Annotated in this window: 12 protein-coding genes; 1 reads left to right on the forward strand and 11 read right to left on the reverse strand. The window is 63.3% G+C overall.

Features of this window, described 5'->3' with window-relative positions:
- Positions 1-32: 32 nt before the first annotated feature.
- From mgtE to ACRCYW_RS18430, 8 genes are all read right to left on the reverse strand, one after another.
- A complete protein-coding gene (mgtE, locus tag ACRCYW_RS18395; protein ID WP_438551461.1) occupies positions 33-1457 on the reverse strand; it encodes a magnesium transporter in 1425 nt (474 codons plus the stop codon).
- A gap of 228 nt (positions 1458-1685) precedes the next feature.
- Positions 1686-2081: a CesT family type III secretion system chaperone gene (locus ACRCYW_RS18400; protein WP_438551462.1), complete on the reverse strand. Its 396-nt coding sequence runs from the start codon at positions 2079-2081 to the stop codon at positions 1686-1688.
- The gene (locus tag ACRCYW_RS18405; RefSeq protein WP_438551463.1) at positions 2078-3040 is read right to left on the reverse strand and encodes a YopT-type cysteine protease domain-containing protein; all 963 of its coding nucleotides are present in this window, start codon (positions 3038-3040) and stop codon (positions 2078-2080) included. Before ACRCYW_RS18405 ends, ACRCYW_RS18400 begins: the two co-directional genes overlap by 4 nt.
- Before the next feature lie 209 nt (positions 3041-3249).
- On the reverse strand, positions 3250-4650 hold the full coding sequence (gene cysG, locus ACRCYW_RS18410; RefSeq protein WP_438551464.1) for a siroheme synthase CysG: 1401 nt from the start codon (positions 4648-4650) through the stop codon (positions 3250-3252).
- 12 nt (positions 4651-4662) lie between these two features.
- Positions 4663-5469, reverse strand: a complete 807-nt coding sequence (nirC, locus tag ACRCYW_RS18415; protein ID WP_438551465.1) for a nitrite transporter NirC — start codon at positions 5467-5469, stop codon at positions 4663-4665.
- A 51-nt stretch (positions 5470-5520) separates the two neighbouring features.
- Complete coding sequence (gene nirD / locus ACRCYW_RS18420; RefSeq protein WP_438551509.1) at positions 5521-5838, reverse strand: nitrite reductase small subunit NirD; 318 nt, start codon at positions 5836-5838, stop codon at positions 5521-5523.
- Entirely contained in the window at positions 5838-8384 is a 2547-nt protein-coding gene (gene nirB, locus ACRCYW_RS18425; RefSeq protein ID WP_438551466.1) for a nitrite reductase large subunit NirB, read from the reverse strand. The genes nirD and nirB overlap by 1 nt, the downstream gene beginning before the upstream one ends.
- Positions 8385-8692: 308 nt before the next feature.
- On the reverse strand, positions 8693-9595 hold the full coding sequence (locus ACRCYW_RS18430) for a LysR family transcriptional regulator (RefSeq protein WP_438551467.1): 903 nt from the start codon (positions 9593-9595) through the stop codon (positions 8693-8695).
- A 182-nt stretch (positions 9596-9777) separates the two neighbouring features.
- Between ACRCYW_RS18430 and ACRCYW_RS18435 the strand changes: the two genes are divergently transcribed.
- Complete coding sequence (locus tag ACRCYW_RS18435) at positions 9778-11172, forward strand: MFS transporter (RefSeq protein ID WP_438551468.1); 1395 nt, start codon at positions 9778-9780, stop codon at positions 11170-11172.
- A 102-nt stretch (positions 11173-11274) separates the two neighbouring features.
- Here the strand turns inward: ACRCYW_RS18435 and hslU are convergent, their stop codons facing one another.
- The 3 genes from hslU to ACRCYW_RS18450 form a co-directional block, all read right to left on the reverse strand.
- Positions 11275-12603, reverse strand: a complete 1329-nt coding sequence (gene hslU, locus ACRCYW_RS18440; RefSeq protein WP_100859969.1) for an HslU--HslV peptidase ATPase subunit — start codon at positions 12601-12603, stop codon at positions 11275-11277.
- 54 nt (positions 12604-12657) lie between these two features.
- A complete protein-coding gene (hslV, locus tag ACRCYW_RS18445) occupies positions 12658-13206 on the reverse strand; it encodes an ATP-dependent protease subunit HslV (RefSeq protein ID WP_332502947.1) in 549 nt (182 codons plus the stop codon).
- A gap of 187 nt (positions 13207-13393) precedes the next feature.
- Complete coding sequence (locus tag ACRCYW_RS18450; RefSeq protein WP_438551469.1) at positions 13394-14230, reverse strand: SPOR domain-containing protein; 837 nt, start codon at positions 14228-14230, stop codon at positions 13394-13396.
- Positions 14231-14233: the final 3 nt, after the last annotated feature.

Below are 14233 nucleotides of genomic sequence, written 5' to 3' on the forward strand. Positions count from 1 at the left end.
ATGGCTCCCTTTTTCATGGGCGACGAGGAGGTCTAGAGCAGGAACAGAGTCGCGAGGCCAAGGAAGATGAAGAAGCCGCCGGTGTCGGTGATGGCGGTGATCATCACGCTGGCACCGAGGGCGGGATCCCGCCCCAGCCGGGTCATGGTCATGGGGATGATGACCCCCATCAGGGCCGCCACCAGCAGGTTCAGCACCATGGCGAGGGTCATCACGGCGCCGAGCGCCGCATCCTGATAGAGGAAGTAGGTGACGACCCCCATGGTTCCCCCCCACACCAGGCCGTTGACCAGCGCTACCCCCAGTTCGCGCCACAGCAGGAAGGAGACGTTGCCGGTCTGGATCTGCTGCAGCGCCAGCGCCCGCACTATCATGGTGATGGTCTGGTTGCCCGTGTTGCCGCCTATGCCCGCGACGATGGGCATCAGGGCCGCGAGGGCCACCAGTTGCGAGATGCTGTGCTCGAACAGACCGATGACCCGGGAGGCCATGAAGGCGGTGCAGAGGTTGATGGCGAGCCAGGCCCAGCGCGTCTTCACCGCCTTGGTGACGGGGGCGAACACGTCTTCATCCTCGCTGATCCCCCCCATGCGACGCAGATCGGTGTCGCTCTCCTCATAGACCAGGTCCACCACCTCGGCGACGGTGAGCCGGCCCATCAGCTTGCCCTTGGCATCCACCACGGCGGCGGAGACCAGGTCGTCCCGCTCGAAGGTACGGGCCGCCGCCTCGTCGTTGTCTTCCGGATCGAAGGTGACGGGGTCCTTCTCCATCACCTCTTTGACCAGGGTTTCCGGCTTGTGCAGCAGCACTGTGGTCAGCGGCAGCTCCCCCTGCAGCCGGTTGCGGCGGTCGGTGACGAACAGCTTGTCGGTGTTGGCGGGGATCTGGCCGCGCAGGCGCAGGTAGCGCTGCACCGTCGCCAGGCTTATCTCGGCCCGCACCGTGATGAGTTCGAAGTCCATCATGGCGCCGACCGTGTGCTTGCCGTAACGGATCACCTCCCGCACCCGGTCGCGCTGCTCCGGGGCCATGGAGGTGAGCAGCCGTCCCATCAGGTTGCGGGGCAAGTATTGGCCGAGATAGATCTGGTCGTCGATGTCGAGGCTGCGCAGGGCGTGCAGCAGCTCCTTGTCGCTCATGCCGCTGATGAGGCTGTCCCACACCGTCTCCGACGCCTCCACCAGGATCTGGCCGTGGCGTTCGGGGTCCACCTGCTGCCAGAGCACGTGGCGCTCGTCCGGCGGCAGGGACTCCAGGGCATCGGCAACGTCGGCGGCGGGCAGGTTGTTGACCAGTTGGGTCAGCTCGCGGGTCTGGTCTCGCAGCTCGGGATCCTGCCCCCCTTGCGGGTCCAGCAGGCTGTCGGTGAGCGCATCGTCGGCCAGCAGCAGGGTGAGGATGCGGGATCTGTCTTGTTCACGCTGTTTGGCGTTGTTCTTGGCGGGGAGAGACATGCAACAAGATTCCTGAATTCGAATACGGTGGACCCTATGGCCATGCACCATAGGATACCAGACTCAAAACAAGAGGTTATGACGGCAAGGCAAGGAAAGTGAGGTATTTGGACAATGGGAGGGGACCATAGCATGAACAGGAAGGCCTGCTTGAGCAGACCTTCCTGTCGCGAGACAAGAGCCACGGGATGGATCGTCGACGAGAGTCCTCCGTGGCGACTGTTCTATCTAGATCCTCAGCAAATTAGGTGCCGGGTCAAATGAGGTGTTCTTGGGGATGGGCTTCAGTCTCTGTTCCACATCATCGATGAAGCGCTCAAGCCAGGCCTCCAAGGCGCTTCTGTCGATGCCTTGCAAAGGCTGTTGAGACCAGAGGATGGATTGCCCATCCAGGTTCCCTTGGACATGGGCAGGCCAATGGGCCCCGAAAAGGTTATCGCTTTGAGACGCTTGCGGCCCCAGCTCACAATAGAGCTGCAACCACTCTTTCTGATAGCAGCCTATCAGCACTTGAAACTGGCCATTGACCTCCAGCGTATACACACCTTCTTCGCTGCTGATGGCGGCTAATCCCAAGTGCTCGAAAAGCCCTGAGAGCAGCTCGTGGTAGGCTTTGTCGTTCATGCCGCACCGCCTTTAAAGCTGTAGACCTCATACTCCTGGCCCAACCCGATCTCCATGTTGTATTTGGATCCCGGCCAGAATGCATCGGAGAACCAGGTTCCGAAACTCTGCTTGTCGGGGAAATGGAACTCGCCGAAATTGGGGTCAAAGAAGGTGACCCCTTGATGCTCATCCACATGGGCGGCCACAGTGTGCCCGGCCATCTTGCCCATAAAGCTTATTTTCTTGTACTCGGAGGTCTCGCCATTGGTATCCAGAATGGCTGCTATCAATCTGGCCGGGCCCTGTGCGCCCGTGTCACCAGATGCTCTCATCGCCGGGTAATCATTCGTCGCCATCCGTGGTTTAACATTGTTCTCTTTGAGCCAGTTGCTGGTTACCCTGGCTTGATCATCCCCCTGGATACCGTCCATCTGCAGTTGTTTGATGGAAACCAGGGTGTCGATTTGGAACTGCCCCTTCTGTCCCCCGGTATAGAGTTGGTCGAAGATGCTCGCTCCCTTGGCGTGGGCGCTGATCCAATGAGCCGAGATGGATTCGCAGACCCCCCCTGAGGTCTCGCTGTGTTTCATTATTTCCCCAAGAAAGGCCCCCTTGGTCTGGGCAAACTTGAAGGTGACTGAACCACCGTGTTGAGGCACGGAGTCACGTACTGTGCCCAAGAACATACGCACACCCAGATGGATCAATCGATCCTTGATCATGCTGAAACTGAAACGGCTGGTCTGATTCGGCTTGCCATCGCTGGTCAGTTGGCGATCAAGCAAGGAGTTGCCCGGCATGTTGCGTTGCACCGCCGCGGAGAGTCGCTGCAGCAGGCCCGGACGCGGGCTGGCATTTTGCAATGTATGTTTTGCCAGCGGGCCTTCATTGTTGGCTATCCTCACCTGCTTGGCTGGGGCCTGGGGGGCAGGGGTTGAAGCCGGTATGTGTTGGCTGGCTTGTGTAATATTCATCATTTCTACCCATCTAGGAGTGAATGCATATCGCATCAATGATGGGAATGATATCGGGGAGCCAACCGAAGGGCTGTCACAGTCAATCTCGGTTTTTAACACTATTGGCCGTTACGGATGAGTACAAACTCGGGTGGCTTTTGACTCTGAATAGGAGTGGCATCAGAGAAATGAGGCTGGCTCTTTAACCGCCAGCCGTATCGGAGCAGAGATTATGCGCTGGCCAGTACAGGCATATCAGCCTGACCGAACCAGGCGAGCTGATCGGCCAGGGTGACGACGGATCCCACCATGATGAGGGCCGGACTCTCGACGCCGATTGCCAGTTCGGCCAGCCGATCCAGGGTGCCGCGAATGACCCGCTGGCAGGGCTGGGTACCGCGCTCGATCAGCGCTACCGGTGTGCTGCCCGCCTTGCCGTGGGTCATCAGGCGCTCGCTGATGGTGGCGCAGCTTGATAGTCCCATATAGAACACCAGTGTCTGCTTGTCTCTGGCCAGCAGGGGCCAGTCGAGATCCTGGGTGCCACCCTTGCCGTGGGCGGTGACGAAGCGCACGCTCTGGGCGTGATCCCGGTGGGTCAGCGGAATACCCGCGTAGGCGGCGCAGCCGCTCGCCGCCGTGATGCCCGGTACCACATGGAAGCCCACGCCGCTGCCGACCAGGGTCTCCAGCTCCTCGCCGCCACGACCGAAGATGAAGGGGTCGCCCCCCTTCAGCCGCACCACTCGCTGCCCCTTTTTCGCTTCATCCAGCAGCAGCTGGTTGATGCCCTCCTGGGGCACGCAGTGGTTGCCCGCCTGCTTGCCGACGAAGATGCGTTTGGCATCCCGGCGCACCAGTGCCATCACCTCGTCCGATACCAGTCGGTCATAGACCACCACGTCCGCCTGTTGCATCTGGCGCAGGGCGTGCAGGGTCAGCAGACCGGGATCGCCGGGGCCGGCGCCCACCAGGATCACTTCCCCCTTGGCAACGGCATCATCGGCAAACAGGTTGTCGGCCAGCTGATTGGCGGCCGCCTTGTCGCCCCGGGCCAGGGCCTGGCCGAGGCGATCGGCGCCGAGCAGCCGCTCCCAGAACTGGCGCCGCTCCCCCATGGTGGCGAAGCGGGCCTTGACCCTATCCCGCAGGCCGCCGGCGAAGGCCGCCACGGCGCCGAGATGTTGGGGCAGCAGAGCCTCAAGCTTCTCGCGCAGCAAGCGGGCGAGCACAGGGGCCTTGCCGCCGGAGGAGATGGCCACCATCAGGGGCGAGCGGTCGATGATCGACGGCATGATGAAGCTGGAGCGCTTGGGGTCATCAACCACGTTGGCGAAGATCCCCGCCTGGTTGGCGCTCTGGTACACCAGCGCATTGACCTCGCGCCTGTTGGTAGCAGCCACCACCAACCACTTGCCTACCAGTTGTTTTGGCTCGAATTCAGCAGCCAACCAGTCGATTGTTCCGTTGTCGGCCAGGGCCGCCAGCTCGGGATCAAGCTGTGGGGCCACCACAGTCAGGTGGGCACCGGCGTCCAGCAGCAGGCGCGCCTTGCGCTCCGCCACGTCGCCGCCGCCGACCAGCAGCACGGGTTTGTTATCGAGTCGACAGAAGATGGGCAAGTAGTCCATGGGACCTCCGGATCAGGCGGCTTGAGTCTGGCTGGCGGTTTGCTCGGTCACAGCAACCGGGCGTTCCGCCTTGGGGGTGGCATACCAGTAGCCCAGCCCCATGAAGAGGGCGCCGGAGACGGTGTTGCCCAGGGTCACCCACAGCAGGTTGTGGCCGATGCCGCCCAGGGTGTAGGCGTCTGAGTGAGCGCCGAACCAGGAGAGGGCGAACAGGGTCATGTTGGCGACCGAGTGCTCGTAGCCGGAGGCGATGAAGGCCAGCAGACACCACCAGATGGCGATGAATTTGGCGGCGCCTTCGGTGCGCAGCGCCATCCAGATGGCGAGGCAGACCAGCCAGTTGCAGAGGATCCCTTTCATGAACAGGGTCAGGGCTGGCGCCTGGGTCTTGGCCAGCGCCACCTTGTGGGCCAGGCTGCCCGCGTCCGGCAGCAGGCTGCCGCCGTAGGAGTAGATCAGCGCCACCGCGATGGAGCCGAGCAGGTTGCCGGCCCAGGTCTGGGGCAGGATGCGCAGCAGATCCCCCATGGAGATCTTGCCGGTCTTCACCCCGAAGGTGAGGAACATGGTGTGGCCGGTGAACAGCTCGGAGCCGGCGATGATCACCAGGGTCAGGGCGATGCCGAAGGTGGCCCCCATCACCAGCGGACGCACGCTGGGATCCACCAGGTTGCCCAGGGTGAAGATGAGTATGATGCCGAGGCCCACATAGGCCCCCGCCATGGCGGAGCTGAGCCAGAAGCCGAGCTTGTCGCTGCGCTCGAAGCGGTTGATGCGGGCCGCGTTGGCGGCGCACTTGTTGATGCTGTCGGTATACATATGGATTCTCTTTAGAGGGGCCCCCCGCGGGCAGCCCTGATATTCATGGTGTTAGACGGTGACCCAGACCTGTTGGTCACGTACTTCGACGGGGTAGCCCTGCACCGACATGGCCGCGTTTTCGAGGCAGTGGCCGTCGCTCAGCCGGAAGTGCTGCTTCTTGAGCGGGCTGGCGACCCAGAGCTCGCCCTCGTGTTCGCAGATGATGCCCCGCGACAGCACGTTGGCGGCGAAGAAGGGGTCCCGGTTGTCGATGGCGAACACCTCGGCCGCTTCGCTCGGGCGGAACAGGGCTACCTGACGTCCTTCGATCAGGGCGCAGACGCCGGTGCCAGGGAATATGTCATTGAGTTGGCAGGCTAATTTCATCATTTTGTCTCCACCTCGATCTGGTAGACGGGGATGCGCTCGGCCGGGGTAGCCGGTCTGTGCTGCTCACGTTCGGTGACGAACTGCACGTCCGGATCGCGCTTGTCGCTGTTGATGAAGTGGCTGAAGCGCTTGAGCTGCTCCTCTTCATTCAGGGTGCGGGACCACTCGCATTCGTAGCTGTCGATCAACACCTGGATGTCGTGCTCCAGGGTGGCATTCAGTCCCAGCTTGTCGTCGACGATGACCTCACGCAGGTAGTCGACGCCCCCTTCCAGGTTGCCGAGCCAGACCGAGGTGCGCTGCAGTTTGTCGGCGCTGGTGACGTAGAACATCATAAAGCGGTCTATCAACCGGACTAATTCTTCGCGGTCCAGATCCGAGGCGAGCAGGTCGGCGTGGCGCGGCTTCATGCCGCCGTTGCCGCCCACATAGAGGTTCCAGCCCGCGTCCGTGGCGATGATGCCGACGTCCTTGCCCTGGGCTTCCGCGCATTCGCGGGTGCAGCCGGAGACACCGAACTTCATCTTGTGCGGGGTGCGGATGCCCTTGTAGCGGTTCTCGAGGAAGACCCCGAGGCCGACGCTGTCCTGCACGCCGAAGCGGCACCATGTGCTGCCGACACAGGTCTTGGCCATGCGCAGCGCCTTGGCGTAGGCCTGGCCGGTCTCAAAGCCGGCGGCCAGCAACTTGCGCCAGATGGCGGGCAGATCGTCTTTCTGGGCGCCGAACAGGCCGATGCGCTGGGCGCCGGTGATCTTGGTGTAGAGCCGGTAGTCGCGGGCTACTTCGGCCACCGCCAGCAGGCCTTCCGGGGTCACCTCACCACCGGCCATACGCGGGATGACGGAGTAGGTGCCGTCCTTTTGCATGTTGCCGAGGAAGATGTCGTTGGTGTCCTGCAGTTGGGTGTTCTGCGGGGTCAGCACATAGTCATTCCAGCAGGAGGCGAGGATGGAGCCGACCGTGGGTTTGCACACCTCGCAGCCACGGCCCTGACCGTGCTTGCGCAGCAGCTCGTCGAAGCTCTTGATCCCTTCCACCTTGACCAGGTGGAACAGCTCCTGACGGGAGTAGGAGAAGTGGCCGCAGAGGTGGTTGTTGACCTCGATGCCCTGCTTCACCAACTCGGCATTGAGCACCTGGCTGATGAGGGGCACACAGCCGCCGCAGCCGGTACCGGCCTTGGTGTGCTGCTTGATGGCGGCCAGGGTGGTGTGACCCTCCGCGACCGCCTGGGCGATGTCGCCCTTGGAGACGTCGAAGCAGGAGCAGATCTGGGCGCTGGCGGGCAGGGCGTCGACCCCCAGGGTCGGTTTGGCACCGGCGTAGGCGGGCAGGATCAGGGTATCCGGGTGGGCGGGCAACGGCATGGCGTTGAGCATCAGCTGCAACAGGTTGCCGTAGTCGTCCACGTCACCCACCAGCACGGCACCGAGCAATCGGCTGTTGTCTTCGCTCACCACGATTTTCTTGTAGACGCCGGCCTGGTCGTCCTGGAACACATAGCTGTGGCTGCCGGGAGTGCGGCCGTGGGCATCGCCGATGGAGCCGACGGAGACGCCGAGCAGCTTGAGCTTGGCGCTCATGTCCGCCCCTTCGAAGCGGCTGTCGCCGCCGAGCAGGTGATCGACGGTGACCTGGGCCATCTTGTAGCCAGGGGCCACCAGGCCGAAGAAGCGACCCTGCCAGGCGGCGCACTCGCCGATGGCATAGATGTCGGGATCCGAGGTGAGGCAGCTGTCGTCGATCAGCACACCGCCACGGTCGGCGATGGCCAGCTCAGAGTAACGGCCCAGGGTATCTTGCGGGCGTATGCCGGTGGAGAAGACCACCACGTCTACTTCAAGCATGCTGCCGTCGGCGAAGACGAGGCGATGCTTGGCCTCCTTGCCGCCGTGCATCAGGATCTCGCTGGTGCTCTTGCTGGTGTGCACCTGCACGCCCATGGATTCGATCTTGCGGCGCAGCAGCTGGCCACCCTGACCGTCGAGCTGTTCCGCCATCAATACCGGGGCAAATTCCACCACATGGGTCTCGAGGCCCAGGGCCTTGAGGGCGCCAGCGGCTTCGAGGCCGAGCAGACCGCCGCCTATCACCACTCCGCTCTTGCCACTCTTGGCGGCGCTGCGGATAGCTTTCAGATCTTCGATGGTGCGGTAGACGAAGCACTCGTGGTGCTCGCTACCCTTGATCGGCGGCACCCAGGGGTAGGAGCCGGTTGCCAGCACCAGCTTGTCGTACGCGACCACAGTACCCTTGTTGGAATGCACTTCGCCCTTGGCGCGGTCGATCAGCTTGACCGCCTCGCCGAGCAGCAGGCGGATGCCGTGCTTCTCGTAGAAACCGGGTTTGACGAGGGAGAGATCTTCGCTGGTGTGGTGGGAGAAATAGGAAGAGAGATGGACACGATCGTAGGCGGGACGGGGTTCTGCACCGAAGACGGTGATCTCGAACTGGCCGGGATCGGACCGCTCGATCAACTCTTCGATGAAGCGGTGCCCCACCATGCCGTTACCTATGACGGCCAGTCTGACTTTGCTCATGATTGCCTCTGGATTGGAGTAATAAAACATCATTCTGGGGTTAGGCTACCCAGTCGGAGGGGGTGGGCAATTGATGCAAATCAAGTGTCTATTTATATATCCCCTCAGGGGTAAGTTGATGAAATTAAACTCTATCTATAAATGGGTATTTTGATGGTGTAATTAGGCCCCTGATGGGACCAGATCGAAATGCGGGGTCTAATGCCGGGTCTGGGCCAGGGTCACGGGTCAGTGGCCGGAAGAAAGAAGGGGGTTAGGGGGCTGCTACTCATTCCTGAGCGCCTGGTCGTTAACTTTCGTCACTGGGCTTAAGCATAAGGGGGTTGTGCACAGATCTCGCGAATGAGGTGGCGCAGCCAGCGATGGGCCGGATCTGCGTCCAGTCTGGGGTGCCAGAGCAGGGCCAGGGTGATGCCGGGCAGGGGGAAGGGCAGGGGGAGTCGCACCAGATCCCCATACAGGCTGGCGCAGTGCAGCTCGGGCACGGTCGCCACCAGAGCGCTGTGTTGAACCAGGGCCAGCGCCGTGGCAAAGCCGGGCACCAGAGTCGTGACATGGCGCTCCAGCTTGAGGGCTGCCAGCGCCTGGTCTATGGGGCCATGCTCCTGGCCACGGCGCGATATCAGTATGTGGTGGGCGGCGGCGTAGCGGGCGGCGGTCAGGGGCCCTTCACACAGGGAGTGGCCGGGGCGCACCACGGCGACGAAGCGATCCCGGAACAGGGCCTGGGTATGCAGCTCGGGTGCCGTATTGGCGCCAATCACCCCTGTTTCGAAATCCAGCTCACCGCGGCGCAATGGGCCATTCTCCTTGTCGGGCTTGGCCATGAAGTGCAGTCGAACCCCGGGCGCCTCGATCGCGAGCCGGGCCAGCAGGGTGGGGCCGAGCGTCTCCACGAAGCCGTCGCTGGCGCGCAGGCGAAAGGTGCGCACCAGATGGGCCGGATCTATCTCCTGCTGGGGCCGCAACACGGCTTCTGCCTCCTGCACCAGGCGGGCGACCTGGTCGCGTAGCATCAGTGCGCGCGGGGTGGGGACCAGGCCTCGGCCCGCTCGCACCAGCAGGGGATCCCCCGTGGTGTCGCGCAGCCGGGCCAGGGCCCGGCTCATGGCGGAGGGGCTGAGCCGCAGTCGTCTGGCGGCGCCGGCCACGCTGCCCTCCTCGAGCAGGGCATCGAGGGTTAACAGCAGGTTGAAGTCCGGTGTTGTCATGAGCGTGCCTTCGCCGAGTTGGAGCCTGCGAGTGAATCTCCGGGCCCTCAGTGCTTAGCATACAGGATGCGGTGTCACCGTATATGGCGTGAGGCGCACGGATAAGCTGCAAGCCATGCGTCTTCCGCCCGCTCGGCACGCTGGCTAGCCTTGTCGACATCTTTCCTCGCCGAGTACATGCCATGTTCCATCCCATCTCACTCTCTGCCGCTACGACCCGCTGCACCGGCCTGCTGGCGCTCGGGCTCTGCACTCTGCTGGCCATGCTGGCGGGGAGCATGGCCAACCTGGTGCTGCCGGCGCTGGGAGCGGCCTTTGCCGTGCCCTTCGCCAGCCTGCAATGGGTGCTGGTGGCTTACCTGCTGGGGATCACCTGCCTGACCCTGGTGGCAGGGCGGCTCGGTGACAGGCTGGGTCGCCGCCGTCTGCTGCTCGCAGGCACGACCCTGTTTATGATGGCTTCCCTGCTCTGTGCCCTGGCGCCGAGTATGGGTTGGCTTATCGCGGCGCGAGCCCTGCAAGGGGCGGGAGCTGCCTGCATGCTCTCCCTGGCGCTCGCCATGGTGGGGCTGCTGGTGCCGGCGGGTCGGCGCGGCTGGGGCATGGGGCTGCTCGGCACCCTGTCGGCCTGCGGCACGGCCCTCGGCCCCTCGATGGGTGGCCTGCTGGTGGAAAACCTCGGCTGGCAGGCTCCCTTCCTGTTGCTGGTGCCTCTCGGCCTGCTGGCGCTGGTCGCAGGCATGATTGGCTTGCCGGCGGATGAGCAAGAGCGGGAGGGAGAAGGCACCAACCCAGGCAGTCTGCTGGCATTGACGAGCATGCTGCTCTGCTATGGCGTGCTGCTGAGTGTGGGGCGTGAGTACTGGTATGGCTTGGTTCCTGCCGTAGGGCTCGCCGTCTGGCTGTTGGTGCGAAGTGAACGCCATGCCAGCGCCCCTTTGCTGCCACTGACGCTGCTGCATGAACCTGCGCTGCGGGTTGGCCTGCTCGGCAGCGCCCTGGTGGCGAGCGTGATGGTGTTGACCCTGCTGATCGGTCCCTTCTATCTGCGCGGGGTGTTTGGTCTGGGCCTGACCGAGGTGGGGCTCTGGATCTCGGGTGGCCCCCTGCTGGCGGCATGCACAGGCCTGCCGGCCGGTTGGCTGGTGGACCGTTTGGGGGCAAGGGCCGTGGTGCGACTCGGTCTGGGGACCATGCTGATCGCCACTCTGGGGCTGGCGACTTTCCCCATCTCCTGGGGACCGCTTGGTTATCTGTTGCCCATCTTGCTGCTGACGACGGGTTATGCCCTGTTTCAGACCGCCAACAACGGCGCCGTGGTGGGGGCCGCGAGCGGGCAGCACAGGGGCGCCGTGGCGGGTCTGCTGACCCTGGCCCGCAACCTGGGTCAACTCACGGGGGCGGCCGGGCTGGGTGGCCTGTTCGCCATGCTGGTGGGGGTTGAGAACCTGGGGGACGCCAGTGCGGCTGCGCTGCGATCGGGTATGCAGATCAGCTTCGCGCTGGCGGGGCTGCTGACTGGATTGAGCCTCCGGGTCGCTGGCGGGCAGGCAAGGCGCGCGCTGGCGCTGGATTAACGGCAGATAGACAAACGCCTCCACAAGGGAGGCGTTTTGATATGAGAGCGTCTGCGCTTAGAGGATATAAAACAGCTCAGATCCTCGTCTTCGATCAACCTGTTACAGGATAAAGCGGCTCAGATCCTCGTCCTCGATCAGCTTGCCGAGGTGGGCGTTGACGTAGTCCGCATTGATCACGAAGGTCTCGCCGGACTTCTCGGAGGCATCGTAGGAGATGTCTTCCATCAGCCGTTCCATCACGGTATGCAGACGACGGGCACCGATATTCTCGGTGCGCTCGTTGACCTGCCAGGCGGCCTCGGCCAGACGGCGGATACCGTCCTGGGTGAACTCGATCTTGACCCCTTCGGTGGCCATCAGCGCCTGGTACTGATCGGTCAGGGAGGCGTTCGGCTCGGTCAGGATGCGCTCGAAGTCTTCGGTGGTGAGCGCGGTCAGCTCGACCCGGATCGGCAAACGACCCTGCAGCTCTGGGATGAGGTCGGACGGACGTGCGACCTGGAAGGCACCGGAGGCGACAAACAGGATATGATCCGTCTTCACCATGCCGTGCTTGGTGTTAACGGTGCAACCTTCCACCAAAGGCAGCAGATCACGCTGCACACCCTCGCGGGAGACGTCGGGGCCCGAGCTCTCGCCGCGTTTGCAGATCTTGTCGATCTCGTCGAGGAAGACGATGCCGTTGTTCTCCACCGCGTGGATGGCTTTTTGCTTCAGCTCTTCCGGGTTGACCAGACGGGCGGCTTCCTCTTCGATCAGCGCCTTCATGGCCTCTTTGACCTTGATCTTGCGCTTCTTCTTCTGCTGCTGGCCCAGGTTCTGGAACAGGCCCTGCAGCTGGTTCGCCATCTCTTCCATGCCCGGCGGAGTCATGATGTCGACGCCCATGGGGCTGGCGGAGAGTTCCAGCTCGATCTCCTTGTCATCCAGCTGACCCTCCCGCAACTTCTTGCGGAAGATCTGGCGGGTGTTGGAGTTGTCGGCCTTTTCTTCTTCACCCCAGCTGTTGCGCGGGTTCGGCAGCAAGGCGTCGAGGATGCGCTCCTCGGCGGCTTCCTCGGCGCGGAATTTCATCTTCTCCATCTCGGTCTCGCGCACCAGCTTGATGGCGACATCGGTCAGGTCACGGATGATGCTGTCCACTTCCTTGCCCACATAGCCCACCTCGGTGAACTTGGTGGCTTCTACCTTGATGAAGGGGGCGTTGGCCAGCTTGGCCAGACGACGGGCGATCTCGGTCTTGCCGACGCCGGTCGGGCCTATCATCAGGATGTTCTTGGGGGTCACCTCGTGGCGCATCTCCTCAGAGAGCTGCATGCGGCGCCAGCGGTTGCGCAGGGCCACGGCCACTGCGCGCTTGGCGTCGGCCTGACCAATGATGTGCCTGTCCAGCTCGTGGACGATTTCTCTCGGGGTCATCTCGGACATGATGGCATTCCTGTATCCGGGGCGGGCAGGACCCACCCCTTGAAAAATAGGGCCTTACTTGGGCTCGGCCTCTTTCGGATCGTAATTCAACACTTCGACCGTGTGGTGCTGGTTGGTGAAGACGCAGATGTCACCGGCGATCTTGAGGGCCTTCTCGACGATGCTCTTGGCGTCGAGATCCGTGTTCTCCAGCAGGGCGGTGGCGGCGGACTGGGCGAAGTTGCCGCCCGAGCCGATGGCGATGAGATCGTGCTCCGGCTGCACCACGTCACCGTTGCCCGTGATGATGAAGGACTTGTGCTCGTCGGCGACCGCCAGCAGGGCCTCGAGACGGCGCAGGGCGCGATCGGTGCGCCAGTCTTTCGCCAGTGCCACGGCGGCGCGTTCCAGGTTGCCCTGGTGGGCCTGCAGCTTGGCTTCGAAGCGCTCGAGCAGGGTGAAGGCATCGGCGGTACCGCCGGCGAAGCCTGCCAGTACCTTGCCGTTGTAGAGACGGTGAACCTTGCGGGCGTTGCCCTTCATGACGGTGTTGCCGAGGGAGACCTGGCCATCGCCACCGATCACCACCTGGCCGTTGCGGCGGACAGAAACTATGGTAGTCACTTTACTTACCTCGCTTGAGCCGAAAGACGGCCTGACTGTGCATGGCAAGAAAGATGGGGGTCGGATCCGGGCTTTTCAACCCTGAGCCGCAAGGGGCAGAAAAGGGGCTCGTTTGGACTGAGCGTCATTTACAGATAAAAAAGAAGGCAGGGCGCCGGCCCTGCCTTCTGATTTCCGGTGAAGGGGATCAACCCTTCTTGGGGATACAGCCGCTGATGCCGGCTCCTTGCAGCTTGCGGTTGGCGCCATCGGCGGCGGCCTTGCCGTTGAAGGGGCCGACCATCACCTTGTAGACGGTGCCACCGCCACCATTCACCACCTGCAGGCTGGAGGAGAGCCCGGCGGTGAAGGCGATGCGGGCCTTGAGCGACTCGGCAGAATCCTGCGAGCGCAGGGCGGCGCACTGCATCATGTAGCGACCACCGTCGGCGGCTGCCGCGGTCTGGGAGGCAGCCTTGGCCTTGGCGGCCTGCTCCCGCTCCATCTCGGCGCGCAGCTCGCGCTCCATGCGGTCACGCTCGGCCTTGCGATCGATCACCTGCTCCTGGGCGCTGGCCACAGGGGCGCCGGTGGCGGGCTTGGTCGGCTGCACAGGTTGCGGCTGATAAGGCTTCACCTGACCTATGGGGGTGCCCGGCTGCGGGATGGCGGTCTCCACCGGCTTGGGCAGCTTCTCGGGCTGCAGGGTCAGGGTCTCCGCTGGAGGCGGTGGCAGCACACCCGGCTGGGGCGGCGGCTCGATGACATCCACCTGCTTGTTCTCCAGCCGTTCTATGTAGCTCCACTTCTCCTGGGGCAGGCCATTGCCCTGGGCCTTCGGTTTGTTCGCCTTCACCTGCTCTTCGATGGTGGGGGCGTCCGCTCCCTTGCCGTTGATCAGGTAGAGGAAGGCGCCAAAGCCGACCACCAGGGCCCCGGCCAGCAGTGCCGGGATAACAGGAAAGCGGCGAGGCGCCGCTTTCTTGGTGTTACGACCACCGGCCCGACGTCTCGGGCTGTTGCCGACGTAATCCCGGGTTGCCATCTA

Origin of the sequence: Aeromonas sp. (assembly GCF_051657805.1) — a bacterium.
Lineage (GTDB): Bacteria > Pseudomonadota > Gammaproteobacteria > Enterobacterales > Aeromonadaceae > Aeromonas.

What these genes read in the sequence shown, in the direction of transcription:
- mgtE (WP_438551461.1), bottom strand. Translation starts at nt 1,457, where the DNA reads ATGTCTCTCCCCGCCAAGAACAACGCCAAACAGCGTGAACAAGACAGA.
- cysG (WP_438551464.1), bottom strand. Translation starts at nt 4,650, where the DNA reads ATGGACTACTTGCCCATCTTCTGTCGACTCGATAACAAACCCGTGCTG.
- nirB (WP_438551466.1), bottom strand. Translation starts at nt 8,384, where the DNA reads ATGAGCAAAGTCAGACTGGCCGTCATAGGTAACGGCATGGTGGGGCAC.
- ACRCYW_RS18450 (WP_438551469.1), bottom strand. Translation starts at nt 14,230, where the DNA reads ATGGCAACCCGGGATTACGTCGGCAACAGCCCGAGACGTCGGGCCGGT.
- nirD (WP_438551509.1), bottom strand. Translation starts at nt 5,838, where the DNA reads ATGAAATTAGCCTGCCAACTCAATGACATATTCCCTGGCACCGGCGTC.
- ACRCYW_RS18435 (WP_438551468.1), top strand. Translation starts at nt 9,778, where the DNA reads ATGTTCCATCCCATCTCACTCTCTGCCGCTACGACCCGCTGCACCGGC.
- ACRCYW_RS18430 (WP_438551467.1), bottom strand. Translation starts at nt 9,595, where the DNA reads ATGACAACACCGGACTTCAACCTGCTGTTAACCCTCGATGCCCTGCTC.
- nirC (WP_438551465.1), bottom strand. Translation starts at nt 5,469, where the DNA reads ATGTATACCGACAGCATCAACAAGTGCGCCGCCAACGCGGCCCGCATC.
- ACRCYW_RS18400 (WP_438551462.1), bottom strand. Translation starts at nt 2,081, where the DNA reads ATGAACGACAAAGCCTACCACGAGCTGCTCTCAGGGCTTTTCGAGCAC.
- hslU (WP_100859969.1), bottom strand. Translation starts at nt 12,603, where the DNA reads ATGTCCGAGATGACCCCGAGAGAAATCGTCCACGAGCTGGACAGGCAC.
- ACRCYW_RS18405 (WP_438551463.1), bottom strand. Translation starts at nt 3,040, where the DNA reads ATGATGAATATTACACAAGCCAGCCAACACATACCGGCTTCAACCCCT.